Here is a 25,262-nt window from a genome sequence, read left to right as displayed (position 1 = left end):
GCGCGTCAGTGCTGGCCCCCGGACTGGGGCCGGTGGGGCGGGGGCCTTGTCGGGTCACCGGGCTGCTGTGCCCGGGCGCTCCGGCATGTGTTCGCTCGTCGTGTGTCAGCCGGCGGCGCGCGCTCCGTCCTGCGCGGTCGCGAGCGCGGGCATCAGGCTGCTGACGTCCTGGTCCGCGTTCGAGAGCACGACGATGTCGACGCGGCGGTTCAGCGCGAGGTCGGCGTCCGAGTCGCCCTTCGCGAGCGGGCGGCTCGACCCGAAGCCGACGCTCTGCACGTGCTCGCCGGGCATCCCGCCGCGCTCGACCAGGTCGCGGAGCACGCCCGTCGCCCGGGCGGCGCTGAGCTCCCAGTTCGTGGCGTACGGCGCGGTCGAGTTCCGCTGGTCGGCGTGCCCCTCGACGCTCACGTCGTGGTTGCTCGTCCGCAGGACCGGCGCGATGGCGTCCATGATCCGCCGCGCCTGGTCGGAGAGGTCGGCGCTGTTCGTGCCGAAGTAGGTCTCGCTGCCGATCAGCCGGACCGTGAGCCCGCGGGCGTCGACCGTGAACTGCACGTTCGCCTGCTCGCCGGCCTTGTCCAGGTTGCCCTGGATCGCCGACTCGATCGCCTTCAGGTCGTCCAACTCGTGCTGCGCGGCGGCCAGGTCGGCCTTCGACGCGACCGGCGGGACCACCGTGGACGCGGGGTCGACGTTGGTGTCCTTCGCGCCGGAGGCCGCGGTGGAGTGCTCGGCCTTCGACTTGTCGGTCGCGTAGCCCTTGCCGTCCTTCGTGACCTGCGACTTCGACACGACCGTGCCGGACGCCGTGTCGATCTTGTCGGACTTGACCTCGCCGAAGCCGGTCGCGAGCGAGGTCTTCAGCGCGATGAACTTCTGCTGGTCGACCGACGACATCGCGAACAGGACGAGGAACATGCACATCAGGACGGTGATCATGTCCATGTAGGACGCCATCCACCGCTCGTCGGGGTGCTCGGCCTCGTCGTGGCCGCCGCGCTTCCGACCGCGTCCGCGGCCCCGGGGGTTCGCGCTCACGGTCAGGCCGCCAGCTGTTGGTCGTCGACGTCCGCCGACGCCCGGCCCTTCGCGCCCTTGCCGCCCTTCGCGTCGCCGCGGGCGGTCGGCGGGACCATCGCGGTCAGGCGTTCGCCGAGCAGGCGGGGCTGGCTGCCGGCCTGCACGGCGAGCAGCCCCTCCATCAGGAGGGTCTGACGGTCCGACTCGAGCTGCGCGAGCTTCTTGAGCTTGCCGCCGAACGGGAGCCACAGGAAGTTCGCGGTGAGCAGGCCCCAGAGCGTCGCGACGAACGCGCTCGCGATGAGCGGACCGAGCTCGTCTGGTTTGCCGAGGTTCGCGAGGACGTGGGTGAGCGACACTACCGTGCCGATGATGCCGACCGTCGGGGCGAAGCCGCCGAGGCCCATGAAGAACGCACTCGCGCTCCGCAGCGGTGCGGCGTTCGACTCGATCTCGTCCTCGAGCAGGATCCGGAGCTCGTCCCCGTCGGTGCCGTCGGCGATGTTCTGCAGCGCCTTCTTCATGAACGGGTCGTCGTGCTTGTCGGCCTCCTGCTCGAGCGCGAGCAGACCGTTCGAGCGGGCGGTCTCGGCGAGCCCGACGACGTCGTCGATGACGGCCTGCGGCGGCGTGACCTTGCCCGTGAACGCCTTCGGCACCGCCTTGAACGCGGCGATCGCGTCCTTCAGCGTGGTGCTCGCGATGCCGCAGCCGATCGTCGCGCCGAACACGAGCAGCATCGGGGCGGGCAGGAACAGTCCGGCGAGCTCGACGTGTTCCATCTGCGCCATGCCGAACAGGGCGCCGAAGGCAACGAGGATGCCGACGATGGTCGCGATGTCCACGTCAGCGCCCCCCGTCCGCGCGGGCGTCGGTCGGCCTGCTCGGCAGGGCCGCGACGGGTGCGAGGGAATGAGGACCGCCCGCGTTCTGGACGGACTGCGCGTCGGTGCCGTACGCCATCCCGACGATCCGGGCGCGGTACGCGGCGACGAGGTCGATCACCTCGGTCATGGACTCGCGGACGATGTACTTCGCCCCGTCGACCATGATGAGGGTCGTGTCCGGCGTCTCCTGGATGCGCTCCACGAGGTCCGGGTTGACAGCGAATGCGCTGCCGTTGAGTCGTGTGACGACGATCATGGCCCGTCCTGGTTCTCGATCGTCCCGCCGCCGTCCGTGGAGCGGGATGCAGGCCCGTCCGTGGTCCTGCACCGGTGGCTATCGGCGGAGGTCCCGACCTCGTTAGGAGCCGCACCACACCCGTCGCCCAAGTTCTCATGGACGAGTTATTCCCGATCCGTTCCTGCGAATCAGCCCCGTGATGTCCCCTGTTTTATCTCATGAGCGTGTTAGCGTGACGCCCATGTCCGACACCACCACCGTCGTCACGCCCACCGACCCGGCTGCTCCCGCAGCGGCCACCGCGCCCCTGCGCGAGGTCGGCGCGCTCATCCGCGGCGCCCGCAAGGGACGCAGCATGACCCAGTCGCAGCTCGCCGAGCGCGTCGGGACCAGCCAGAGCGCGATCAACCGGATCGAGCAGGGTGGCCAGAACCTGTCCCTCGAGATGCTCACGCGCATCAGCGAAGCGCTCGACCAGCAGATCGTCTCGATCGGCGGCGCACCGCAGCGCTCGCACCTGCGGGTGCAGGGCGGACGGAAGCTCAGCGGCTCCATCGCCGTCAACTCGAGCAAGAACGCGGCCGTCGCGCTGCTCTGCGCCTCGCTGCTGAACCGTGGCGTGACGCGGCTGCACCGGGTCGCGCGCATCGTCGAGGTCGACCGCATCATCGACGTGCTCCGCAGCCTCGGCGCGACCGTCACCTGGTCGCCCGACGGCGAGGTCCTGGAGATCGTCGCTCCGTCGGACCTGCACCTCGACGCGATCGACGCGGACGCCGCGCGCCGCACGCGCAGCGTGCTGATGTTCCTCGGCCCGCTGAGCGGTCGGTACGGGTCGTTCCGACTCCCCTACGCCGGCGGCTGCGACCTCGGGACCCGGACCGTCGAGCCGCACCTCATCGCGCTGCGCCCCTTCGGCGTCGACGTCGAGGCGACCTCCGGCTGGTACGAGGTCGGCGTCGCGAACCAGGACGTCCCGGCGCACTCCGTCGTCCTGACCGAACGCGGCGACACCGTGACCGAGAACGCGATCCTCGCGGCTGCCGCCCGCGACGGTGTGACCACCATCCGGAACGCCAGCCCGAACTACATGGTGCAGGACCTCTGCTTCTTCCTCGAGCTCCTCGGGGTGCAGGTCGAGGGCATCGGCACGACGACGCTCAAGATCACGGGCAAGAGCCGGATCGACGAGGTCGTGGACTACTGGCCCAGCGAGGACCCGGTCGAGGCGATGAGCCTGCTGACCGCCGGCATCGTCACGTCATCGACCCTGACCGTGACGCGCGCGCCGATCGAGTTCCTGGAGATCGAGCTCGCGACCCTGGCCGAGATGGGTCTGCGCTTCGACGTCAGCGAGGAGTACTCGGCCGCGAACGGTCGGACCCGCCTCGTCGACATCACGGTCCACCCCTCGGAGCTGCACGCGCCGATCGACAAGATCCACGCGATGCCGTTCCCTGGCCTGAACATCGACAACCTGCCGTTCTTCGTCGTGATCGCGGCGATGGCCGAGGGCACGACGCTCGTGCACGACTGGGTCTACGAGGGCCGGGCGATCCACCTGCTCGACCTGACCCGGCTCGGCGCCAGTGTGACCCTGCGCGACCCGCACCGGCTCGACGTCACCGGCCCGACGCACTTCTCCGGTGCCGAGGTCAGCTGCCCGCCGGCCCTGCGTCCCGCGGTGGTCATCCTGCTGGCGATGCTCGCGGCGAAGGGCGAGAGCGTCCTCCGCAACGTGGGCATCATCGCCCGCGGGTACGAGCAGCTGCAGGAGCGCCTCAACTCGCTCGGCGCGTCCATCGAGACGTTCCACGACTGACCTCCCCCCCCCATCGCGAAACGCAACGTGGGCGGTTCCTCGCAGCGGTACTCCGCTGCGAGCGACCGCCCACGTTGCGTGTTGCAGGGGGAACGGTACGACACGCCCGGGAGGAACGACCTGGTCAGGATACCGGGTCGCGGGACACTTCCAGGATGAGAGGGGGAACCATGGGACCACTGATGGACACCGGGCCGGAGAGCGGCATGGCAGACAGGCAGCTGCTCGCCGCCCTCGCCGCCGGCGACCGCGCGGCCCTGGCGACCGCGTTCGACCGCCACGCGCCGACCGTCCTGCGCTACGCGTGGGGACTCGCCGACACACCGGACGACGCACAGCGACTCGTGCAGGACACGCTCGCGGCCCTGTGGCGGGAGGCTCCGACGCTCGTCCTCGCGACCTCCGCCCTGCTCCCCTGGCTCCTCGTCACGTGCCGCGACCTCCACGTCGCGAGCACCCCCGCCGACGCCGACGCCCGTGCCCGGCACCGACCGCGCTTCGTCGGCGGACAGGTCGACGCGCTCCCAGAGCTCGACCGTCGGCTCGTCGAGCTCGCCCTCGGCGGAGGCCACTCCTACCAGGACGCCGCCCGGGTCCTCGGACGACCCGTCGCGGCGACCGCCCGACCCGCACGGCGGACCACGAAGCAGCGCACGGAGGCGGTGAACCACGGTGAACACTGAACCCCCGGTCGGAGACGACCTCGAACGGATGCTGGTCGCGATGAAGCAGAACGTCCTCGAACGCACACCCGACCAGGCGCCGCGTCGTCGCCACGGCGCCGGTCGACGGGCGGGACTGGTCATCGGCGTCGTCGCCCTGCTCGGCATCGGCGCCACCAGCGGCGCCGTCGCGCTCGGGATGGTGCCGCGCGCCTTCGTCGCCGGACCCGCGCCGATCGCGACGGTGACCCCGGAGCCGGCGGTGACGAGCGTCCCGTCCTCGGCACCGGTCGTCCAGTCGCCTCCGCCCACCTCGACGCCGACGCGACGGCCCTACCGTCAGACCGATCCGTCGACGTGGACGATCTCCGGCTCGGAGATCGGACCGGTGGCGCTCGGCGGGACGGTGGCCGGTGAGACCGACGACCTCCGCGGCCCCTTCAGCCTCCTGCCCTCGCCCGCTGACGGGTGCGTCGCGGACAACACCTGGGTCTCCCCCGACGGCGTGCAGGTGCAGGTGGTCGCCGACGACAGCGGGTCGGTCAGCACCGTGGAGGTCACGAGCACGGCCACCTCGACGCCGACCGCACCCGTCGCCGGACCGACCACGGCCGCCGGCATCGGGGTGGGGTCATCGGCAGAGGAGCTGCACGCGGCGTACCCGGACCTGGTGAACGACTCCCCCGGCACCACCGGCGACTGGTCGATGTGGTCGGTGGCCGTCGACGGCGGGACGGTGCGTTTCCAGATCGGGACCGGCGGGCACGTCGGCGCCGTCTGGATCGGGGACGTGAACCGGCCGACGGCCGTCTGCGACCTCTGACGCGCGGGGCACGAGGCGCGACACGTCGGCCGCGGGCGCGGATCGGGAAAACCCGCAGCACCTCGGGCGTTGACTGACAGGTCGGACGAACCTCGAGGAGACACGTGCTCGGTCCTGAACTGGTGGTCGCCCTCGGCCTCGCCATCGCCGTGACGGCTGCCGTCGCCGACCGCATCCGCGTCGCGCCGCCGGTGCTCCTGCTCGTGATCGGTGCGCTGCTCGCGCTCGTGCCGACCTTCGGGTTGGTGGAGCTCCCCGCGGACGCCGTGCTCCTGCTGTTCCTGCCGGCGCTGCTGTACTGGGAGAGCCTGACGACCTCGCTCCGGGAGATCCGGAAGAACCTCCGCGGGATCGTCCTGATGGGGACCGTGCTCGTCGTCGTGACGGCCGGGGTCGTCGCCACGCTCCTGCACCTCCTCGGCATGCCGTGGGGGCCGGCGTGGGTGCTCGGCGCCGCGGTCGCCCCGACCGACGCCACGGCGGTGGGCGTCCTGACGAAGATGCTGCCCCGTCGCAACGTCACGGTGCTCCGCGCCGAGAGCCTGGTCAACGACGGCACGACCCTGGTGGTCTACGGCATCGCGGTCGCCGTGACCGTGGGCACCCAGCAGCTGACGTTCTGGAGCGTCTCGTGGATGCTCGTGCTCTCCTACGTCGGCGGGGTCGCGGCCGGGCTCCTCGCGGCGTGGCTCGGCTCGCTCGTGCTGCGCCGGGTGGACACCGTGGTGCTCGAGAACCTCGTGACGCTGCTCGTCCCGTTCGCGGCGTTCCTCGGCGCCGAGGCGATCGGCGCCTCGGGCGTGCTCGCGGTCGTCGCGGCAGGCATCGTGGTGAGCCAGGTCGCACCGAAGCTCGACCGTGCCGAGACCCGGCAGCAGGTCCGCGCGTTCTGGTCCTTCCTGACGTACCTGCTCAACGGCGCCCTGTTCGTGCTCGTCGGCATCGAGGCCATGGTGGCCGCGCGGGAGCTCGACGCCCGCGAACTGTGGAGCGGCGTCGGGCTCGTGGTCGCGGTCTCGGTCGTGCTGGTCCTCGTGCGCTTCGCGTTCGAGGGCACGATCGGTGGAACGGTCTGGCTCGTCACCCGGCGCTTCGGCGGCGAGCCCCGCGAGGACCGCCGCGACCGGCTCGTGAGCGGCTTCGCCGGGTTCCGGGGCGCGGTGTCGCTCGCGATGGCGGTCGCCGTCCCCCGCACGCTCGAGTCCGGGGGCGCGTTCCCGGAGCGGGACCTCATCGTGTTCGTCACGGCGGGCGTCGTCGTCCTGACGATCGTCGGCCAGGCGCTCGTCCTGCCGGCGGTGCTCCGTCGGGCGGCCCTGCCGGAGGACGAGTCGGTCGGCGAGGAGCGGCGGCACGCCGAGCGCACGGCCATCGAGGAGGCGCTCGACGCACTCCCCCGACTCGCACGCTCTGCCGGTGCCGACCGTGCGACGGTGGCGCGGATCCGGAAGGACTACGAGGCACACCTGGACGTCATCGAGGCCCGCGCCCAGGAGGACGAGGACCACCCGGCCCTGCAGCGCCACGACTCCGCCGTTGCGCTCGAGCTCGCGCTCGTCCGCCACAAGGCGGCGACCCTCCTGCGGCTCCGCGACGCCGACGAGATCGACGACCTGGTACTCCGCCAGGTCCGCGCAGGCTACGACGCCGAGGAGGCGCGGCTCGAGGGCTCGACCCCACCCTGACCCCGCGCGGGCACCTGCCCCGCCCGCAGCATCGCCCGCTCGAGCAGCTCCAGGTCGATCCCGACGTGCCGCCGCGCGATCTGCCCGGCCGTCACCGTCGCCCCGTCGCACACGGCGTCGACGAGCGCCTCGTGCTCCCGGAGCGCCCGGGCCTCCATCTCGGCCATGCCCTCCGCGGTCCCCCAGAGGTGCGCGGGCGCCGCGATCGACACCTGCGACTCGAGCCCGGCCAGGGTCGCAGCGAGCACGTCGTTCCGTGCCGCGTCGATGATCGTCCGGTGCAGCACGGCGTCCGCCTGCTGCTTCGCGAGCCCGGACTCCGCGACCCGGAAGTCCTCGAGCCGAGCGCGGAGCGCCCCGCGCTCGTCGTCGGCGATCCGCTCGGCGGCCGCCGTGGCGAGGGCACCGTGCAGGAGCGCGATCGCGTCCGCGGTCTCGCGGATGCCGGCCCACCTCGCGGTCATCGTGCGCCCGACCGCCTCGGAGGACGAGTCCGGCCACTGCGTCCGGACGAACGTCCCGCCGCCGCGGCCGCGCCGGGTCTCGAGGAGCCCACGGTCCACCAGGCGCGCGAGGGCGGCCCGGACGGTGACCCGCCCGACCCCGAGCAGGCCGGTCAGCTCGCGCTCCGGCGGCAGCCGGGACCCGGGCAGGTACTCCCCGACGGCGACCGCGGTGACGAGCCGGTCCTCGACCTCGTCGACCCGGCTCTCCGGCGCGCGTTCCGCCACGTCGGCCCCTCCTGTCCTGTTTCGTCCACGTTAAAGGACCGGAAAAGGTCTTGCAGCAGACCTTTTCGGGAGCCATGCTGAGCGGCATGTCCCGCATCACCGAAGGCACGATGCCGTTCCGCGACGGCCACACCTGGTATCGCGTCACCGAACCCGTCTCCCCGACCCCCGGTGCGCTGCCGCTCGTCGTGCTGCACGGCGGCCCCGGCATGGCCCACGACTACCTCCGGAACCTCGCGGCCCTTGCAGACGAGACCGGTCGGACCGTCGTCCACCACGACCAGTTCGGCTGCGGCCGAAGCTCCCACCGTCCCGACGCCCCCGTCGACACCTGGGTCCCGCAGCTCTTCGTCGACGAGTACGCCGCGCTCGTCGAGCACCTGGGCCTCGGCGACCACCACGTCCTCGGGCAGTCGTGGGGCGGCATGCTCGGCGCGGAGATCGCCGTCCGGCAGCCCGAACACCTGCGCAGCCTGATGATCTGCAACTCCCCCGCGTCGATGCAGCTCTGGGTCGACGGCGCCGCCGAGCTCCGCGCGCAGCTACCCGGGGACGTCCAGGACGCCCTGCCCCGGCACGAGCAGGCCGGCACGGTCGACGACCCCGAGTACCTCGCCGCGACGCAGGTCTTCTACGAGCGCCACGTCTGCCGCGTCGTCCCCATGCCGTAGGACTTCGTCGACTCCGAGACCCAGATGGAACAGGAGCCGACGGTCTACCACACGATGAACGGCCCGAACGAGTTCCACGTCATCGGCACCATGCGCGACTGGACGATCGTCGACCGGCTCGACCGGGTCGCCGTCCCCACCCTGGTCGTCGCCGGCGAGCACGACGAGGCCACCCCCGCCACCTGGCAGCCCTTCGTCGAGCGCATCGCCGACGTCCGCCAGCACGTCTTCCCCGGCGCCAGCCACTGCACCCACCTGGAGCAGCCGGAGGAGTTCCGCCGCCTCGTCGCCGCGTTCGCGGCGACGCACGACGACCACCCCACCGTCGCGGACCGGCCCACCTCCTAGGTCGCGACCCCACACCGGACGGGAGGCGCGGCACCACCCCGCCACGATCCTCCCGTCCGGCTCCCCCCACCCACGCACCGTCTCCCCGAACGGAACCGTCATGTCGCAGCAGCACAGCGAGCTCTCCGCACAGCAGCAGCTCGAGGCCTACGGCTACAAGCAGGAGCTCAATCGCTCCGTGTCCACCACCGACCTGCTCGTCTACGGGCTCGTCGTTCATGGTGCCGATCGCCCCCTGGGCGATCTTCGGCACCGTCTACAACGCGTCGAGCGGCATGGTGCCGCTCGTCTACCTCGTCGGTCTCGTGGCGATGATCTTCACGGCGCTCGCGTACGCGCAGATGGCGAAGTCCATCCCGCTCGCGGGCAGCGTGTTCTCGTACGTCGGCCGCGGCATCCACCCCGCCGCCGGGTTCTTCGCCGGCTGGGCGATCCTGCTCGACTACCTGCTCGTCCCGACGCTGCTCTACGTGTTCGCCGCGGAGAGCATGGTCGGGATCTTCCCGGGCACGCCCCGCTGGCTGTGGGCGCTGCTCTTCGTCGCGATCAACACCGTCATCAACCTGCTCGGCGTCTCGTCGCTCAAGCTCGCGAACCGCATCTTCCTGCTCATCGAGCTCGTGTTCGTCGCGATCTTCGTCGTCATCGCGATCGTCGCCCTCACCGGCGGCACCGTGCCCGGAGCCTCGTTCTCGACCGACCAGGTGTGGGACCCGGCGAAGGTCTCCGCGCCGCTCATCGCGAGCGCCCTGTCCATCGCGGTGCTGAGCTTCCTCGGCTTCGACGGCATCTCGACCCTGTCCGAGGAGTCCACCGGCCGCCGCGGGGGCGCCGGCCTCGCGATGATCCTGGCGCTCGTGATCGTCGCGTTCCTGTTCGTCCTGCAGACCTGGCTCGCCTCCGCGCTGGCCGCCGACCGGGACGCGTTCCCGGACAGCGAGGTCGGCAACGCCTTCTTCTCGATCGTCGAACAGGCCTCGTCGAGCGGGTGGGCGACGGCGTTCTTCGCGGTGAACGTCCTGGCCGTCGGCATCGCCAACGCCATGGCCGCGCAGGCCGCCACGAGCCGCCTGCTCTTCTCGATGAGCCGCGACCGGCAGCTCCCCGCGTTCCTGCACAAGCTGAACGGCCGACAGGTCCCACAGAACGCGATCATCGTCGTCTCGGTGCTGTCCGCGATCCTCGTGCTGTTCTTCGTCGGGCAGATCGACACGATCTCGTCCCTGGTCAACTTCGGTGCCCTGTTCGGCTTCATGCTCCTGCACGTGTCGGTGTTCGTGCACCACGTCGTGAAGGGGAAGTCGCGCAACTGGCTGCTGCACCTGGTCGTGCCGCTCATCGGCTTCCTGATCATCGGGTACGTGCTGCTCAACGCCGCGGTCGAGGCCAAGGTCGGCGGCATCGTGTGGCTGGTCGTCGGTGCGATCGTGTTCCTCTACTACCGTGCGACGGGACGGTCGACCGAGGTCGGCTCGGAAGGAGACCACGCATGACCCCCGACCACCACCTGCCGAACACCCTCGGCGTCCCCGGGTTCGACCCGGCACGCGAGCCCGTGCTCCGCATCACCCCGGGCACCGGCGAGACGATCGGCTTCGAGACGACCGACGCCGTGTACGCCGAACTCGACCGGCACCACGACCTGGCCCAGCTGCAGGCACCGATCAACCCGGTGACCGGCCCGGTGTACGTCGAGGGCGCGATGCCGGGCGACACCCTCGCGGTGCACATCCACGACATCGAGCTGACGACGCACGGCTGGTCGGTCTCGCTCCCCGGGTCCGGGGCGCTCCAGCACGTCATGCCCGAGGGGGTCTTCGCGCGCCGCTGCCCGATCGAGGACGGCGTCGTGCACGTGACGGACCGGCACGCCTTCCCGGTCCGGCCGATGATCGGCTGCATCGGGGTGGCACCGGCCGAGGGCACGAACTCGACGATCATGCCCGCGTACGCCGAGGGCGGGAACATGGACGTGACCGAGGCCCGCCCCGGCTCCACCGTGTACCTGCCCGTGCGGGTGACCGGCGCGCTCCTGTCGATCGGGGACGTGCACGCGATCATGGCCGAGGGCGAGTCGTCCTTCGTCGCGATCGAGGCCCAGGGCACCGCGATCGTCTCCGTCGACCTGCTGCAGGGCGGGGCCGCCCTCCGGGCGCCGCGCATCGAGACGCCTGAGGAGTGGCTGTTCGTCGGGCTCGGAGACCCCGTGCAGGAGAGCATCCGGCGCGGGTACGAGGACACGTTCGCGTTCCTGGTCGACGAGCACGGGTGGAGCGCCGAGGACGCGTACGCGGTGCTCAGCGCCGTGGGCGACTCGAAGCTCGGCGGGCCGACGGGCTCCGGCGACCCGGACCCGCTGCACCCGTTCGCCGCGGTGGGTGCCGTGACGCTGCACCGGGTGCCGAAGGCGGTGCTGGGCGCCGCCGCGGGCTGAGCCACGGCGGACGGCCCGGCCGACTGCGCTCCGCACAACGGGAAGCACTCCGCGCCATGGTTCGCCGTGGCGCGGAGTGCTCCGCGTTGTGCGGCGGCACGCCGCACAACGATCCGCCCGGCGCACTGGACCGCGGGCTGAGCGCACCCTCATCGCGCCGGGGCCGACCGCGGCGGTACCTTCCTTTCGTCAGACGATCGTCTGGCGACAGGAAGGAGCGGCGGCATGGTGCTGCACCAGGTCACCACGGTCTACCCCGGACTCGACGTGCCCGTGGTCGAACCGTGCTCGTGCGCGTCCGCCGTCGACCACGTCGAGGTGTACCCGACGTGGAGCGAACTCGTGGTGGAGCCCCTGCGCCGGGCGATCCGCCGTCGAACGGAGGACGTGACGATCCGCTTCCTGGACGACGAGGAGACGGAACACCCATGGAACGCCACACCCGCACCGCTGGACGACGGACCGCGATGACGACCGCCGTGCTGCTGAGCCTGATCGCGACGGTGGTCGGCTCCGGCCTCGTCGCAGCCCGACCCGCGATCGCCGCGCCGACCACGTCCGACACCACCACCTTCGCCGGCACCGACACCGGACGGCTCTCGGGCGTCGGTGACCTCGTCGTCAGCCGACTCGCCCTGGCCGAGCCCGTCGCGGAGAGCAAGTGGCTGAGCGGGAAGCCGATCGCGGACCCGGCCCGCGAGCAGGCCGTCGTCGACGCGGGCGTCGCCCGGGCCCGAGCCGAGGGCGTCGACCCGGACCTCGTGACCCGGGTGCTCCGCGACCAGATCGCGGCGAGCAAGCTCGTGCAGCGCGGACTCTTCACACGGTGGACCCACGAGCCGTGGTCCGCCCCGACGACCGCGCCCGACCTGACCGCCGTCCGCACGCAGATCACGCAGATCGACGACGACCTGGTCGACCGGCTCGCGGCGGTCGCGCCGATCGCCGCGGCGCCGCGCTGCGCCCACGCCGTCGAGGCCGAGCGACACCGGGTCGAATCCGGCCTCGACTCGCTGCAGCGCAAGGGCCTGCACGTCGCGTGGTCGAACTTCTGCACCGACTGACGCCGAGACCGACACCGACGCGAACAGTGCTCCTAGAGTGGTGCCGGGTCGACCCGACGGCCCGGCACCGACCAGGAGGACCGTGAACCGACGACAGGCAGCGATGGCCGCGTCACGTGGAGCGATCGTCGCCGCGGCGGGGGCCCAGTTCGCCCGCTACGGCTACGAGGCCACGAGCTTCGCCCGCATCGCCGAGGCCATGGGACGCCCCAAGTCCGCGATCGGGTACCACCTGTTCCCGTCGAAGCACGCGCTCGCCGTCGCCGTGATCGAGGAACAGCAGGTCCGCTGGGTCGAGACGGCCGCTGCCGCCGCCGACGAGCCGGCCGGGGTCGAACGATTGACCCGCGTGCTGCTCGACACCGCGCTCGAGACCCGCGAACGCCCCGAGGCGGGCGGCGCCGTCCGCCTGCTCCGCGAGCTCCTCCACACCGACGTCGAGGTCCCCCGCGGCTTCGTCTGGGCCGACTTCATCCGCGAGCAGCTCGACGCCGCCCGGCCCGCGGACGCCCCGGCGCTGCCCGACCGCGCCGAGGACCTGCTCCTCGAGGCGACCTTCGGGCTCGTCACGTCGGCCGCGACGACGACGCCGGACGACCTCGTCGCCCGCCTCCGCGCGCTCTGGGTCCCCCTGCTCGTCTCCTTCGGCATCGCCGACGCCGACGTACGGGTCGCCTCCGTCGCCGACGCGACCACACGCGGCCCCGCCTGACGGCACCACCGTCGGACGGGAGGCGCGGGGCGGGCCGGCACCGTGCCTCCCGTCCGGTGGGTCACGGGCCCGACGGTCGATCAGTCGTAGCCGAGGACCACGGTGCCGTCGTCCTCCTGCTCCGGTGCGGTCGGGAGGGTCGGTCGCGTCAGGACGGTGGTCACGACCGCGCCCCGCGCCCCGGGGTCGCGGGGATCGCGTCCCAGACGTCACCCCAGACGAGCTCGAACTCGACCCGTCCGACGCGGTCCTGCCGGTGCGCCCGCTCGAGCACGGTGAGCGCGTCGAGCGATCCGTCGAAGAGCCGGCGGTCACCGTGCTCCTCGGGGCGGCCGTTGCCGTGGAAGGTCGTGACGGTCAGGGTCCGGACGGCCGGGCGGGTGCGACGGGTGGCACGGGCGAGCACGAGGAACCCGACGACGTTCAGCGTCACGGCGAGCCCGACGGCGACGAACGGACGGTCGTGCAGCACCAGGAGCAGCACGGCAGCGGTGAGCGGGCCACCGAGGCGCCAGGCGTGCCAGGCGCGGAGGAACAGGAGCTCGGTCGCGTTCGTGCCGGGCGGGTAGACCTCGAGGGTCCGGGCACTCCACAGGGCCCGGGTGACGGGCTGCACGGTGTAGCGGCCCCAGAGGTGCTCGCCCTGCAGGCTCCGCGCGCGGCGGCCCGGGGCGTGGCGGCGGCTGCCGGTCGCCGGTCGGTCGGTGTTGCTGTCCACGTCCAGGAGCCTCGCCCCGGGGACGTGCGGTGGGCCGGGCACTGACGGATCCCTCACGCAGCGGGATCGAGTCCGTGCGGTCCGCTCACGTCGGGTCCGCTCGCGTCGGGTCCGCTCGCGTCGCGTCCGCTCGCGCCGGTCCGCTAGCGTCGGTGGCGTGACGACGACGCGTGGGGCCACCGAACCGGACAGCAGGGGCAGGACCGGTCTCGACCGGGTCGGCCGAGACCTCGACCGCAACCCGGACGTGGTCGTCCGGGACGTCGAGGTGACCTCGGACGGCTGGCACGTGCTCCGCCGGACGACGTTCGACGTCCGCGGGCGGGACGGCTCGTGGACGACGCAGCAGCGCGAGACCTACGACCGCGGCAACGGTGCGGCGGTGCTCCCGTACGATCCGGAGCGCGGCACCGTCCTGCTGACCCGGCAGTTCCGCTGGCCCGCGTACGTCAACGAGCACCCGGACGGCATGCTCGTCGAGGTCGCCGCCGGCCTGCTCGACGCCGACGACCCGGAGACGGCGGTCCGGCGCGAGGCGCACGAGGAGCTCGGCGTCCGCCTCGGCCCGTTGACCCACGTCGTCGACGCGTACATGAGCCCGGGCTCGGTGACCGAGCGGGTGCACTGCTACGCGGCGCCGTACTCCGCGGCGGACCGGGTCGACGCCGGCGGCGGGATCGCGGACGAGGGCGAGGAGATCGAGGTGCTCGAGGTCCCCGGCGACGAGGCGCTCGCGATGCTCGACGACGGCCGCATCGTCGACGGCAAGACGATCCTGCTGCTGCAGTGGGCGGCACTCCGCGGGCTGGTCGGGACGGGAGCGGGTCGATGACCCCGGAGGCGGACCGCGATCTCGCCGTCGCCCTCGTGTCGCGGGCCGCCGCGCTCGCCGCGGAGATGCGGGTCTCGGGCACGCGGGCCGAGCAGAAGACCTCGGCCGCCGACCTGGTGACCGCGGCCGACCGCGCCGCCGAGGACCTCGTGCACGGCATGCTCGCCGAGCAGCGCCCCGGGGACGGCGTCACCGGCGAGGAGGGCGCCCACGACGACCCGGCGAACGGCCGCCGCTGGACCGTCGACCCGATCGACGGCACGTACAACTACGTCGCCGGGCTGCCGGCCTGGTGCAGCGCGGTGTCCCTCGAGGTCGACGGCGGACTCGTGCTCGGTGCCGTGCGACGACTCCTGCCCGACGAGACGTGGGTCGCGAGCGCGGGGGTGACCGCGTGCCGACGGCGTCCCCGTGCCGGCGATCCCCGACGTGCCGCTCGGGTCCGGAGCCGTCGCGACGTTCCTCAACGCCTCGCACCTGCGGGAGCGTGCGACCGCGCCGCTGTTCGCCCTGCTCGGTGCCGCCGCGACCATCCGGATCAGCGGCTCGGGGTCGTGCGACCTGGCGGACGTCGCCGCCGGGCGGACGGCGCTCTGGGTGCAGACGGACTGCGCCGACTGGGACTGGCTGCCGGGCCGGGCGCTCGTCGAGGGTGCCGGCGGCGCGGCCGAGGTCGTGCGGGCGCACGGGCACGGCTGGCACCTGGCGGGCGCGCCGACCGCCGTGCGCGAGGCCGCGGCGCTGCTGCGCGCGGGCAGCGCCTAGCGGGGTCGGCGGCGCGCGGCGGCGCGCTCTGCTGCCGAACAACCAGAAGCGCGCCGCGCCACGGAAGTCCCGGGCGCGGCGTGCTTCCGGTTGTGCGGAGACCACCACACCGCCCCGCACAACACCGCACCGCACCGCACCGCACCGCACCGGCTCAGCGCAGCGCCGCCGCCGCCTCCCGCAGCTCGCGCAGGACCGCCAGGGTCTGCACCGCGAGCGGCTCGTCGTCCGCGACGCCCCGCCCCGACCACCGCTCGAACCCCTGTGTGAAGGCGAGCACGCCCATCTCGCTCGCGAGCCGCGCCGGTACCGCGTCGACCCCGCGCGCGAGCAGCGCGTCGGTCATCGCCGCGGCCAGGCCGACGCTCTTCAGGGCGTCCCGCTCGCGCAGCTCCGCACTCGCGGCCACCGCCGCACGGAGCCTGGGCCCGAGCTCCCGGTTCACCGGGCCCATCTCGGCCGAGGCCCGCTCCACTCCGTTCGCGACGGCCTCGAGCGGTGTCGCCCCGTCCGGCGCGTCCGCGATCCCCTCGGCGAGCAGTCGGCTGAGCGTCTCCTGCCCGGCGACGAGCAGCTCCCGCTTGTCCGGGAAGTGCCGGAAGAAGGTGCTCTTCGTCACCCCGGCGCGCTCGGCGATCTCGGTCACGGTCGTGTCGTCGTACCCCTGCTCCGAGAACAGGTCGACCGCGGCCAGCACCAACCGCTCCCGCGCTCCGGGTTCCCACCTCGCCATCCGCCGATCCTACGGCCCGACGACCACTGACGGGACTCTTGTCCCATCCGATTCGCGCACCGACGGGACAACTGTCCCGTCACGGTCCTAGCGTGATGGCACCACGGTCCCGTCACTCGGCGGACCAGACAGGAGCACACCATGCACGTCTTCGTCACCGGCGGCACCGGCACGATCGGCACCGCCGTGATCGCCGAACTCCGCTCGGCGGGCCACACCGTCACCGCCCTCGCCCGCTCCGACCGCTCCGTCGAGGCGCTGGCCGCCCAGGGCGCCGAGACGGTGCGCGGGAGCATCGCCGACCTCGACGTCCTCCGGGCCGCTGCCGACGCCGCCGACGGGGTCGTCAGCCTGGCGTTCGCGAACGACTTCGGCACGGCGGAGGGCCTCGAGCAGGCCATCGCGGAGGAGTCCGCCGCGGTCCACACCCTCGGCGAGGCACTCGTCGACACCGGCAAGCCGCTCGTGGTCGTCTCGGGGACGCCGTGGGTCCCGGGCCGGCTCGCGCTCGAGACCGACCCGCTCCCCCTCGACGGCCCGGTCGCTGGGCGGGCCCGAACGGTCCTCGCCGCCCTGGACCTGGCCGACCGCGGGGTCCGGGTGTCGGCGGTGCGACTCCCCCGCACCGTGCACGCCGACGGCGCGGGCGGCTTCGCGGGCATCCTCACCGAGACCGCGCGGGCATCGGGCACCGCCGGCTACCCCGGCACCGGCGACCAGCGCTGGCCGGCGGTGCACGCCCGCGACGCCGCCGCGCTGTTCCGCCTCGCGCTCGAGGACGCGCCGGCCGGCTCCACCTGGCACGCCGTCGCCGACGAGGGCGACCGCGTCCGCGACCTCGCCGAGGTCATCGGCCGCCGCCTCGGCCTGCCGGTCGCCGCCGTCCCGGACGACACCTTCGGCCCGTTCGCTCCGATCTTCGCGACGGACCAGCCCGCCTCCGGGGCGGCGACCCAGCGTGCGCTCGGTTGGCAGCCCACCCACCCGAGCCTGCTGGCGGACCTCGAGAACGTCACCCCGTGACGGACGGGAGGCACGTGGCGGCGCCGCCACGTGCCTCCCGTCCGGTCCGGTGACCGCTCCGAAGCCGCGCACCTGCGCGCTCCCTCAGCGGCGCGGCGGCCCGGTCCCGGCGCACTGACGGCGGCGACCGGGAACCTGGGCGGATGACCACGCCCGCCGCTCCGTCGGCACCGCAGCCGACCCCCGTCCCGCGAGTCGGGCGGTCCCGTCGCTACCGGAACCGGCTCGTGCTCATGGTGGTCGTCGGGGTCGTCGTGGCGGTGGTGACCGGGCTGACGGTCGGGCCGCGGTGGGCCGCCTCGGTCGGGTGGGCGGCGGCGTGCGCGTCGTACGTGGTGACCGCCTTCCCGCTCCTGCGGGCCGACGCGGAGCGCACCGCGCGGCTGGCCGACCGCGAGGACCCGCGGCGGACGGTGTCGGACCTGCTGCTCGTCGGTGCCTCGGCGGCGAGCGTCGTCGCACTGCTCGTCGTGCTGAGCACGGCGCGGGGGCTGCACGGGACGGCGCAGGACCTCGCGGCCGCGCTCGGCGTCGTGAGCGTCTTCCTGTCGTGGCTGCTCGTGCAGACGCTCTTCACCCTCCGGTACGCCGAGCTGTACTACAGCGGCACGCCTGGCGGGATCTCGTTCAACCAGGACGAGCCGCCGCGGTACTCGGACTTCGCGTACTTCGCGGTCACGGTGGGGATGACGTACCAGGTGTCCGACACGTCGATCACCTCGAGCGCGGTCCGCGTGACGACGCTGCGGCACGCGCTGCTGTCGTTCTTCTTCGGAACCGTGGTGATCGCGAGCGTCGTCAACCTGGTCGCCGGGCTCGGGAGCTGACGGGCACGGGCGCGGCGGCGTGTCGAGGGGCGTTGCTCAGTCGGGGGCGTCGCCGTCGGTCAGACGACGCCTTCCTCGCTGACCCGCCATCCGTCCGCGGTGTGGCGGAGGAACAGTCCCCACTCGTTCCACCCGTCGGGCATCCCGGACACGTTCCGCACGTCGACGGTGAACCGGACGGACGTCTCCCCCGTCCCGTCGTCGGGCTGGGTGGTGGGGTCGCTGAACCGGCCGTGCCCGAGCAGGTGCGGGTCCTGGCCCGTGAACGTGTCCCACCAGGAGACGCACCAGGTCGTGTCGTCCGGGTCGGACAGTGCTCGCATGGTGGCGCAGTCGCGGTGCTCGGCCGCTCGCCAGAACGTCTCGGCGACGGTGCGGGCGGACGCGGAGCGCGGCGGGACCGCGACGGAGGTGGTCGACCAGGACGGGGCGGTCGCTGCGACGACCCCGACGACGGCGATGGTCGCCGCGCCGAGGAGGATCCCCCGGCGGATCTGCTGCGGTGTGGGCACGGTCCATGCTGACGGGTCCGGGGCGCTGGCCCGGTCGCGACGCGCGGGGGCGTCGCGAGGCGTCGCGGGGCGTCGAACCACGGATGCGACGTCGAACCGGGCGCGGGGGCTGGTTCGACGTCGGGAACGTGGTTCGACGGTCCCGCGCGGGCGGGCCGCACGGGGACGAACGGCGAACCCGATGCCGTCGTCCCCGTGGACGCCCCCGTCGCGCGGACGGGTGCCCGCTCCCCGGTGGTACCCCCACCGGGGAGTCCTCTCGCCGCCGGGCGGGCGCCGCACGGATCCGGTGTCGGACCGGTCGGCGCCGTCCCCGGCGGGCAACCGTCAGGCGGAGCGCTGGAGCTCGTCCTGCTCGTCGACGGAGATCTCGACCGTGCGCGGCGCGACCGGTCGGCCGAGCGCCCGGTACTCCCAGCCCGCGGCACGGTACCGGTCGGCGTCGAGCGCGTGCCGGCCGTCGACGATCCGCCGGGTGTGCACGAGGGCGCCGAGGTCCTCGGGGTCGGCGTCGCGGAACTGCTGCCACTCCGTGAGCAGCACGACGACGTCCGCGTCGACAACGGCGGCGGTCAGCGACGGCGCGTACCGGAGCTCGGGGCGGACCCGGGCGGCGTTCGCCATCGCCTCGGGGTCGTACACCGTGACGATCGCCCCGGCGTCGCGGAGCATCCGGGCGACGTCGAGCGCCGGGGCGTCCCGGATGTCGTCCGAGTTCGGCTTGAACGCCGCGCCGAGCGCCGCGACCTTCTTTCCGGCCAGGTCACCGTCGACGAGCTCCGCCACGAGGTCGACGGTGCGCTGCCGGCGACGGAGGTTGATCGCGTCGACCTCGTCGAGGAAGCGCACGGCCTGGCCGACGCCGAGCTCGTCCGCGCGGGCCGAGAACGCCCGGATGTCCTTCGGCAGGCAGCCGCCGCCGAACCCGAGGCCCGGCTTGAGGAACCGGCCGCCGATCCGGGTGTCGTGCGACAGCGCGCTCGCGAGCAGGCTGACGTCGGCGCCGGTCGCCTCGCAGATCTCGGCCATCGCGTTGATGAACGAGATCTTCGTGGCGAGGAACGAGTTCGCCGCGACCTTGACGAGCTCGGACGTCGGCAGGTCCGCGACGACGAGTGGCGTGCCCTCGTCGAGCACCGGGCGGAAGGCGGCGCGGAGCTGCGCCTCGGCCCACGGCGACTCCACGCCGAACACCAGGCGGTCCGGGTGCAGCGTGTCCTGGACGGCGTAGCCCTCGCGGAGGAACTCGGGGTTCCACGCGACCTCGACGTCGGCGCCGGCGGGGGCGACCTCGCGGACGAGGGCGGCGAGCCGGGCGGCGGTGCCGACGGGCACGGTCGACTTGCCGACGACGAGTGCCCGGCGGGTGATGTGGCTCGCGAGCTCGCGGAACGCGCCGTCGACGTAGGTCAGGTCCGCGGCGTTCGAGCCGCGCTGCTGCGGGGTGCCGACGCAGACGAAGTGCACGTCGCCGAACTCGGCGGCCTCCTGCATCGAGGAGGAGAACCGGAGCCGCCCGGACGCGAGCGCCTCGGCGAGCTTCTCGGGCAGACCCGGCTCGTGGAACGGGACCCGGCCGGCGACGAGTGCGTCGACCTTCGCCGGGTCGACGTCGACGCCGAGCACCTCGTAGCCGAGGACGGCCATCGAGACGGCGTGGGTGGCGCCGAGGTAGCCGGTGCCGATGACGGTGAGGCGCGGCTGCTGGGCGACGGGCGGGAGGTCCCGCGTCGGGAACGGGGTCACGGGGACGGACATGGTGGACTCGCTTTCGGGGGCGGGAGCGGGGACGGTTCGGTGGGGCGGACGGCCGCTGGGGACCGCCCGGAGGCGCGACGGAGGGCGCGACGGGGCACGGTGCGTGCCGGGGCGCAGGGCGCTGGGTGGGCGGGTCAGCCCGTGCAGCGCGTGGTGCTCAGCTCGTTCGACCCCACGACGGTGTTGTCGCAGGAGACGGTGTTGCCCTCGACGGGCCGGAAGGCGAACGCCACCCCGGAGCTGTTGCCGAGGTCGACGGTGTTGTCGGTGAAGGTGTTGTCGGTCCCCCAGCCGGCCAGCAGCTCGTGCGTCTGGAACCCGTCGAGGGGCGAGTCGACGCCACGGTTGCCCGTCACCGTCCAACCGTTGCCCTTGACGTCGACCCACGAGTCGGCGTGGTTCTCGCCCTGCATGCCGACGCCGTCGAAGGAGTTGTCCGACAGCGTCCCGCCGGTGGTGCCCTCCTTGATGTCGACGTTCTCGGCGGCGGTGTCGGAGATCGTGTTCCCGGTGACGACGTTGCGGTCGCTCCGGTCCTCCTGGCAGTCCGAGACCTTGCACCAGTTGCTCTTCGAGGACCCGACGTAGATGCCCTCGCCGAACTGCGGCTTCCGGAGTCCGGTCTTCGTGACCGAGCTGCCGCTCACCGTGTTGTCACTGCTGCCGGCGCGCAGGTGGATGCCCTCGTCGCCGATGTCGGTCACGGTGATCCCGTCGACGGTGGTGTGCTGGACGTCGTCGAACATGACGCCCTTCTGCCCGTTCTGCACCGTGAAGCCGGCGAGCCGCCAGTACGACGCCCCGTCGAGGTGCAGGACGTAGCCCTTGTCGGTGCTGCCACCGTCGAGCACGGCGTCGGTCGGGCCGCACAGGGTGATCGGCTGCGCGGCGGTCCCCGCGGCGCTGCCGGTGAAGTTGCCGGTGTACGTGCCCGGTGCCATCGCGATGACCTGGCCGGCGGTCGCCTTCGACAGCGCCGCCTCGAGCGCCTTCGTGGTCGAGACCGTCGTCGTCGCGTCGGCCGAGCAGGACAGGTCCGCCCGCTCGGCGTCCGGCGCCGTGGTCGGGGCAGTCGACGGTGCCGACCGGGAGGGTGCCGGCGTCGGAGCGGTGCTCCGCTCCGACGGGCGGGTCGTGGTGGCGGCACGCGGCGCGTCGGGCGTGCTCGCCGCGACCCAGACCCCGCCGACCACGACCGCGCCGACGACCAGACCGACGGCACCCACGACCAGGTGGGACCGGAACCTCCGCAGGGGTGTCGTCATCGGTCAGCTCGCCGTCTGCGGCGCCGCGCCGCCCGGGTCGGCGGCGTGCGAGCCCCGGGCCGTCGGCGCCGGGGGCAGACCGAGCGAGACCGGGTCGACCGCGCCGCGGGTGAAGCTCGACAACGGCGCGAGCTTGGCGTACGGGTGCTCGCGGCGACCGGCCCGGCGGCGGCGACGGATCCCGCCGATCGCCGCGATGAGCACGACGAGCAGGAGCACCGTCCAGAGCACGGTGAGCGGCTGGAAGATCGCGCGCAGGGTCACCAGGAAGGGCTTGGTCGAGTGCCACTCCACCGTCGTGTTGCCCTGCTGGGCGGCACCGTCGGAGCGGGCCAGGTCGATGGCGCTCGGCCCGGATCCGCGGACGGTGTTGTTCTCGATCTGCGTGCCGTCGGCGGCGCCGACCGTCGTGACGCCGTGCATCCGCGCGTCGGTGACGGTGTTGTTCGTCACGGACGACGTGGTGGCACCGCGCAGGTACACCCCGATGTCGGCGCCGCTGATCGAGTTCTCGGAGACCTCGGTCGCGCTCGGACCGTCGACCACGGCGATGCCGTTCTGCGCCGAGTCCTTCACCACGTTGTTCCGGATGACCACGTCGTCGGCGTCGTGCCGGACGACGATGCCCATCTGGTTGCCGGTGGCGGTCGATCCGCTGATCCGGACGTTCTTGCCGCCGATCACCTCGACGCCGTAGCGGCCGTTGTCGGCGCTCGTGCTGTCCGTGAGGGCGTTGTTGCCGTACGTGGTGGTCGGCATGCCGGCCGAGTTCGGGCCGTCGGCGAGACCGCTGCCGTTCAGGGTGATGCCGTTCCGCCCGTTGTCCGTGGCCTTGACCTGGCTGAACACGATGCCCGTGGACGCGCGGGTCATCTTCACGCCGTCCATGGCGTTGTCGGTGGACTGCACCGACGTGAAGGTCGAGTTCGTCACGTACCGGTGCAGCACCAGGCCGTCGATCAGGGAGTGCTCGACGGTGGCGTTCGACATCGTGACGCCGTCCGCGCTCGTCAGGAACAGCCCGTAGGCGTTGCCGTCGAACGTGACGTGCTGCACGAGCGCCGAGACGTAGCTGTAGGCGCCGGCACTGGCCGAGCTCCCGCCGGTGCTCGGCAGCGCCCCGGTCGGCAGGATCGCGTTCCCGAAGACGTCCTGCGTCGTCCGCTTCGTCTTGCCCTGCTGGTCGCCGGACGCCTGGTCGAGCGTGGTGAGGTCGGTGCCGGTCAGCGAGACGCCGCCGGTGGTGCCGCTCCAGAACCCGAGGTGCGAGAACGACGCGTACTTCAGCGTCGCGGTGCCGCCCTGGACCCGGACGTACGCCCGTCCGTCGGACGTCTGCGTGTCGACGGCACCGGCCTGCGGGTCCCACGCGTCGATCGCGACGGGGGACTTCGCCGACCCGACGACCTGCAGGCCACCGGCCTGCGTCACGATCGAGACGAAGCCGTCGTGGTTGCTCTTCATGTGGATGCGGAGGCCGTCCGGGCTCGCGAGCCGGAGGGTCGCGCCGTTCTCGACGACGATGTTCTCGCTGAGGAGCCACGAGCCGTCCGGCTGCTTCACGAAGGTGGACGGCGCGAGCTGCGTGAGGTCGTCGATCGTGTACGGGGCGCCACGCGCCACGAGCACGAGCGTGTACGACGACCCGGTCGCGAGCCGGTACGGCTGCGAGACCGCGAGCCCGCTCCAGCGGGCCGCCGATGCAAGTGCCCGCACGTTGTAGATCCGGTCGTCCTCGGCGGAGACGAGCCGCGCCTCCTTGTCCGGGTCGCCCTTGTACGGACGCCCGACCGCCGCGGACCCGGCGGCCGTGGCCGCCGAGCCGGACCCGCCGGTCGCCGAGCCGGACCCGCCGGTCGCCGCCGTGGCGGCGGGCGCGGCGGCCACGCCGGCCAGGACGAGTCCCGCGCCGATCGCCAGCGCGGTCGTGCCGCGCAGGATGGTGGAGCGCACCCCGCTCATGCTGCCACCGCCTGGTCGTCGGAGGAAGCGGAGGCCGCGACCGCACCGGGCTGGACGACGACACCGGGCGTCGGCCGCCGGGTCTCGGCGACGGGCTCCGGCTGGAGCGTGCGGGCCTGCTGCCCGTCGCCGCCGATCTGGTCGGCGTGGCGGGTGAGCCAGCCCTGCTTGTTCATCGTCACGAACGCGTACACCTTGATGGGGAGGGCCACCGCGATCACCACGAGGGCGAGCAACGGGAGCACGAGGAGGTCGAGGGGGTGCCGCTTGAGGTTCGAGGCCCCGCGGACGGCACGGCCGAAGAGCAGCCAGCCGAGGGTGAAGAGGACACCCACCGCGCTCAGCTCGAGGCGGCTGAAGAGCAGGTACCACATCGTGATGCCCATGGTGACGGGAGTCAGGATGATCTGCAGCACGGTGATCTTCGTGACGAAGGGCACCCGCCAGACCCAGCCCTTCGCGATGGCGGTGAGGTAGGTGCGGTAGGAGTTGCGGCTCCAGCGGATGCGCTGCTTGAAGAACGCCTTGCCGCTCGCCGGGAACATGGACAGCGCCTTGGCCGACGACTGGTGCACGGTCTTGAAGCCGGACGCGATGACCAGCCAGGTCAGCCGTCCGTCGTCGCCCGCGATGCAGCGGCGGCCGAGGAAGAACTCGTTCTCGAGGTTGTCGAGCACCGGCATCACGGCAGACCGGCGGTACGCCGCGGTCCGGCCGGACAGGATCGGGACGGCTCCAGCGGCACCCATCGCCGGGACGTAGTTGAAGTAGCGCAGGTTGACGAGCCAGTCGGCGATGATCCGCCAGATGCTCGAGTTGCGCTGGTAGACGTTCTGCTGCGTCCCGACCCCGCCGACCCGCTCGTCGACGAACGGCATCTGCACGGACTCGAGCAGCCCCGGCTCCCACGAGGTGTCGGAGTCGACGAGCACGAGCACGTCGTACCTCGCCCGCCGGATCCCCTCACCGAGCGCGCTGCGCTTGCCGACGTGGTGGAACAGGACGGGCTTCACGGTCGGGTCACCGATCGCGACGATCCGCCGGTAGGCGTCGGTGTCCGCGACGTCGAGCACGATGATGATCTCGTCCGGGTGCTGCTCCCGCCAGCTCTCCAGGCACCGCAGCAGGATGTCGGGGTCCTCGTGGAAGGACGGCACGACGACCGAGGTGGACGTGCGGAACCCGTTCTCGACCGGCTTCGCGCGGGCGGAGAGCACCACGCGGTACAGCCAGAGCGACCAGACGATGATGCCGGCGATGCCGATCGGGAAGTACTTCAGGGCTTCGTGCCCGAAGGCTGCGAGGTTGTCGAGCACGACCTGGGTCGATGTCTGCGACGCGAGGAGGACGAGCGGTTGCATGAGGTTCGGGTCCTTCGTGCGGGTGTTCGGGTCGGGTACGGGTCGGCCGCTGGGTGGGCAGCACGGCGCAGCGCCGCGTGCGGGCAGCACGGGACGCACGGCGATCGGGAGGACGCAGAGCTCGACGAGGCTGGGTCGGCAGCGGTCGTGACCGAGGGAACAGGTGACGACGACCGACCAGGAGGGAACGGGTGACCACTCGCCCCTGAGTGATCTCGTCACGCTGAACGTACTCTCGGGTCCGCGTACCCCACAAGCGCGGGGAATCCGCATTGCGGGATCGCGCAACCCCGTCAGGACGCGGATCGGTGCCGACCGGTCACGTCCGGTGGACACCCAGCTCACACCGGACGGGAGGATCGTGGCGCGTCCGCCTCGTCCCTGCTGAGCCGAGCGCTCGGCTCAG

Annotated in this window: 24 protein-coding genes and 2 pseudogenes; 15 read left to right on the top strand and 11 right to left on the bottom strand. The window is 72.7% G+C overall.

Going from position 1 to position 25,262, the window contains the following annotated elements:
- Positions 1 to 105: 105 nt before the first annotated feature.
- The 3 genes from FB462_RS08970 to FB462_RS08960 are packed head-to-tail and all read right to left on the bottom strand — an operon-like array spanning position 106 to position 2,166.
- A complete protein-coding gene (locus FB462_RS08970; RefSeq protein ID WP_114851095.1) occupies positions 106 to 1,041 on the bottom strand; it encodes an OmpA/MotB family protein in 936 nt (311 codons plus the stop codon).
- 2 nt (positions 1,042 to 1,043) lie between these two features.
- Entirely contained in the window at positions 1,044 to 1,868 is an 825-nt protein-coding gene (locus FB462_RS08965; RefSeq protein WP_058740398.1) for a motility protein A, read from the bottom strand.
- A 1-nt stretch (position 1,869) separates the two neighbouring features.
- Complete coding sequence (locus tag FB462_RS08960) at positions 1,870 to 2,166, bottom strand: flagellar FlbD family protein (RefSeq protein WP_141861452.1); 297 nt, start codon at positions 2,164 to 2,166, stop codon at positions 1,870 to 1,872.
- A 223-nt stretch (positions 2,167 to 2,389) separates the two neighbouring features.
- Here FB462_RS08960 and FB462_RS08955 point away from each other — a divergent pair, with 223 nt between their 5' ends.
- The 4 genes from FB462_RS08955 to FB462_RS08940 all read left to right on the top strand — a co-directional run bounded on the left by FB462_RS08955 (position 2,390) and on the right by FB462_RS08940 (position 7,140).
- Positions 2,390 to 3,970 (top strand): helix-turn-helix domain-containing protein, encoded by a 1,581-nt coding sequence (locus FB462_RS08955; RefSeq protein WP_229666703.1) that lies wholly within the window; start codon positions 2,390 to 2,392, stop codon positions 3,968 to 3,970.
- 206 nt (positions 3,971 to 4,176) lie between these two features.
- Positions 4,177 to 4,653, top strand: a complete 477-nt coding sequence (locus FB462_RS08950) for an RNA polymerase sigma factor (RefSeq protein WP_141861450.1) — start codon at positions 4,177 to 4,179, stop codon at positions 4,651 to 4,653.
- Positions 4,643 to 5,455 carry a hypothetical protein gene (locus FB462_RS08945; protein ID WP_167510063.1) on the top strand — a complete coding sequence of 271 codons (813 nt, stop codon included), beginning with the start codon at positions 4,643 to 4,645 and terminating at the stop codon, positions 5,453 to 5,455. The genes FB462_RS08950 and FB462_RS08945 overlap by 11 nt, the downstream gene beginning before the upstream one ends.
- Before the next feature lie 104 nt (positions 5,456 to 5,559).
- The gene (locus FB462_RS08940) at positions 5,560 to 7,140 is read left to right on the top strand and encodes a Na+/H+ antiporter (RefSeq protein WP_141861447.1); all 1,581 of its coding nucleotides are present in this window, start codon (positions 5,560 to 5,562) and stop codon (positions 7,138 to 7,140) included.
- Here the strand turns inward: FB462_RS08940 and FB462_RS08935 are convergent.
- Positions 7,095 to 7,871 carry a FadR/GntR family transcriptional regulator gene (locus FB462_RS08935; protein WP_141861445.1) on the bottom strand — a complete coding sequence of 259 codons (777 nt, stop codon included), beginning with the start codon at positions 7,869 to 7,871 and terminating at the stop codon, positions 7,095 to 7,097. The genes FB462_RS08940 and FB462_RS08935 overlap by 46 nt on opposite strands.
- A 74-nt stretch (positions 7,872 to 7,945) precedes the next feature.
- Between FB462_RS08935 and FB462_RS08930 the strand changes: the two are divergent.
- The 6 genes and pseudogenes from FB462_RS08930 (at position 7,946) to FB462_RS08910 (ending at position 13,100) form a co-directional block, all read left to right on the top strand.
- Positions 7,946 to 8,890: pseudogene (locus FB462_RS08930) on the top strand (proline iminopeptidase-family hydrolase).
- Positions 8,891 to 9,108: 218 nt separating this feature from the next.
- Positions 9,109 to 10,383, top strand: a complete 1,275-nt coding sequence (locus tag FB462_RS08925; protein WP_229666704.1) for an APC family permease — start codon at positions 9,109 to 9,111, stop codon at positions 10,381 to 10,383.
- The gene (locus FB462_RS08920; protein WP_141861444.1) at positions 10,380 to 11,324 is read left to right on the top strand and encodes an acetamidase/formamidase family protein; all 945 of its coding nucleotides are present in this window, start codon (positions 10,380 to 10,382) and stop codon (positions 11,322 to 11,324) included. The genes FB462_RS08925 and FB462_RS08920 overlap by 4 nt, the downstream gene beginning before the upstream one ends.
- A gap of 225 nt (positions 11,325 to 11,549) precedes the next feature.
- Positions 11,550 to 11,795: a hypothetical protein gene (locus FB462_RS17350; RefSeq protein WP_167510062.1), complete on the top strand. Its 246-nt coding sequence runs from the start codon at positions 11,550 to 11,552 to the stop codon at positions 11,793 to 11,795.
- Positions 11,792 to 12,388 (top strand): gamma subclass chorismate mutase AroQ, encoded by a 597-nt coding sequence (aroQ, locus tag FB462_RS17345; RefSeq protein WP_167510061.1) that lies wholly within the window; start codon positions 11,792 to 11,794, stop codon positions 12,386 to 12,388. The genes FB462_RS17350 and aroQ overlap by 4 nt, the downstream gene beginning before the upstream one ends.
- An 82-nt stretch (positions 12,389 to 12,470) precedes the next feature.
- The gene (locus FB462_RS08910; protein WP_141861442.1) at positions 12,471 to 13,100 is read left to right on the top strand and encodes a TetR family transcriptional regulator; all 630 of its coding nucleotides are present in this window, start codon (positions 12,471 to 12,473) and stop codon (positions 13,098 to 13,100) included.
- A 160-nt stretch (positions 13,101 to 13,260) separates the two neighbouring features.
- On the opposite strand, the gene FB462_RS08905 is transcribed toward FB462_RS08910, so the two are convergent.
- Positions 13,261 to 13,818 (bottom strand): DUF6611 family protein, encoded by a 558-nt coding sequence (locus FB462_RS08905; protein ID WP_141861440.1) that lies wholly within the window; start codon positions 13,816 to 13,818, stop codon positions 13,261 to 13,263.
- Between the two features lie 157 nt (positions 13,819 to 13,975).
- On the opposite strand from FB462_RS08905, the gene FB462_RS08900 reads away from it, so the two are divergent.
- The 3 genes and pseudogenes from FB462_RS08900 to FB462_RS17815 all read left to right on the top strand — a co-directional run bounded on the left by FB462_RS08900 (position 13,976) and on the right by FB462_RS17815 (position 15,415).
- Positions 13,976 to 14,650, top strand: coding sequence for an NUDIX domain-containing protein (locus tag FB462_RS08900; protein ID WP_141861438.1), 675 nt, complete (start codon positions 13,976 to 13,978; stop codon positions 14,648 to 14,650).
- Positions 14,647 to 14,991, top strand: a pseudogene (locus tag FB462_RS17905) (inositol monophosphatase family protein); the annotation flags it as partial. The gene FB462_RS08900 and the pseudogene FB462_RS17905, both read left to right, overlap by 4 nt.
- A gap of 70 nt (positions 14,992 to 15,061) precedes the next feature.
- Positions 15,062 to 15,415 carry an inositol monophosphatase family protein gene (locus tag FB462_RS17815; protein ID WP_141861436.1) on the top strand — a complete coding sequence of 118 codons (354 nt, stop codon included), beginning with the start codon at positions 15,062 to 15,064 and terminating at the stop codon, positions 15,413 to 15,415.
- Between the two features lie 154 nt (positions 15,416 to 15,569).
- Here the strand turns inward: FB462_RS17815 and FB462_RS08885 are convergent, their stop codons facing one another.
- Positions 15,570 to 16,148, bottom strand: coding sequence for a TetR/AcrR family transcriptional regulator (locus FB462_RS08885; RefSeq protein ID WP_058741999.1), 579 nt, complete (start codon positions 16,146 to 16,148; stop codon positions 15,570 to 15,572).
- 141 nt (positions 16,149 to 16,289) lie between these two features.
- Between FB462_RS08885 and FB462_RS08880 the strand changes: the two genes are divergently transcribed.
- Together FB462_RS08880 and FB462_RS08875 are read left to right on the top strand one after the other, a co-directional pair.
- The gene (locus FB462_RS08880; RefSeq protein WP_141861434.1) at positions 16,290 to 17,171 is read left to right on the top strand and encodes an NAD-dependent epimerase/dehydratase family protein; all 882 of its coding nucleotides are present in this window, start codon (positions 16,290 to 16,292) and stop codon (positions 17,169 to 17,171) included.
- Between the two features lie 143 nt (positions 17,172 to 17,314).
- Positions 17,315 to 17,998, top strand: a complete 684-nt coding sequence (locus FB462_RS08875) for a DUF1345 domain-containing protein (protein ID WP_114851078.1) — start codon at positions 17,315 to 17,317, stop codon at positions 17,996 to 17,998.
- Positions 17,999 to 18,057: 59 nt separating this feature from the next.
- Here the strand turns inward: FB462_RS08875 and FB462_RS08870 are convergent, their stop codons facing one another.
- The 5 genes from FB462_RS08870 to FB462_RS08850 form a co-directional block, all read right to left on the bottom strand.
- Positions 18,058 to 18,510 (bottom strand): hypothetical protein, encoded by a 453-nt coding sequence (locus FB462_RS08870; RefSeq protein ID WP_141861432.1) that lies wholly within the window; start codon positions 18,508 to 18,510, stop codon positions 18,058 to 18,060.
- A gap of 327 nt (positions 18,511 to 18,837) precedes the next feature.
- Positions 18,838 to 20,268 carry a UDP-glucose dehydrogenase family protein gene (locus FB462_RS08865; RefSeq protein WP_141861430.1) on the bottom strand — a complete coding sequence of 477 codons (1,431 nt, stop codon included), beginning with the start codon at positions 20,266 to 20,268 and terminating at the stop codon, positions 18,838 to 18,840.
- Positions 20,269 to 20,402: 134 nt separating this feature from the next.
- On the bottom strand, positions 20,403 to 21,533 hold the full coding sequence (locus FB462_RS08860; protein WP_141861428.1) for a right-handed parallel beta-helix repeat-containing protein: 1,131 nt from the start codon (positions 21,531 to 21,533) through the stop codon (positions 20,403 to 20,405).
- A 3-nt stretch (positions 21,534 to 21,536) separates the two neighbouring features.
- Positions 21,537 to 23,495, bottom strand: a complete 1,959-nt coding sequence (locus FB462_RS08855; RefSeq protein ID WP_141861426.1) for a right-handed parallel beta-helix repeat-containing protein — start codon at positions 23,493 to 23,495, stop codon at positions 21,537 to 21,539.
- Positions 23,492 to 24,856 (bottom strand): glycosyltransferase, encoded by a 1,365-nt coding sequence (locus FB462_RS08850; protein WP_083519927.1) that lies wholly within the window; start codon positions 24,854 to 24,856, stop codon positions 23,492 to 23,494. Before FB462_RS08850 ends, FB462_RS08855 begins: the two co-directional genes overlap by 4 nt.
- Positions 24,857 to 25,262 lie beyond the last annotated feature (406 nt).

Source organism: Curtobacterium citreum (assembly GCF_006715175.1).
Taxonomy (GTDB): Bacteria; Actinomycetota; Actinomycetes; order Actinomycetales; family Microbacteriaceae; genus Curtobacterium; species Curtobacterium citreum.
The sequence above is the reverse complement of the archived record's forward strand: the minus strand, read 5'-3'. Positions and strand labels throughout refer to the sequence as shown.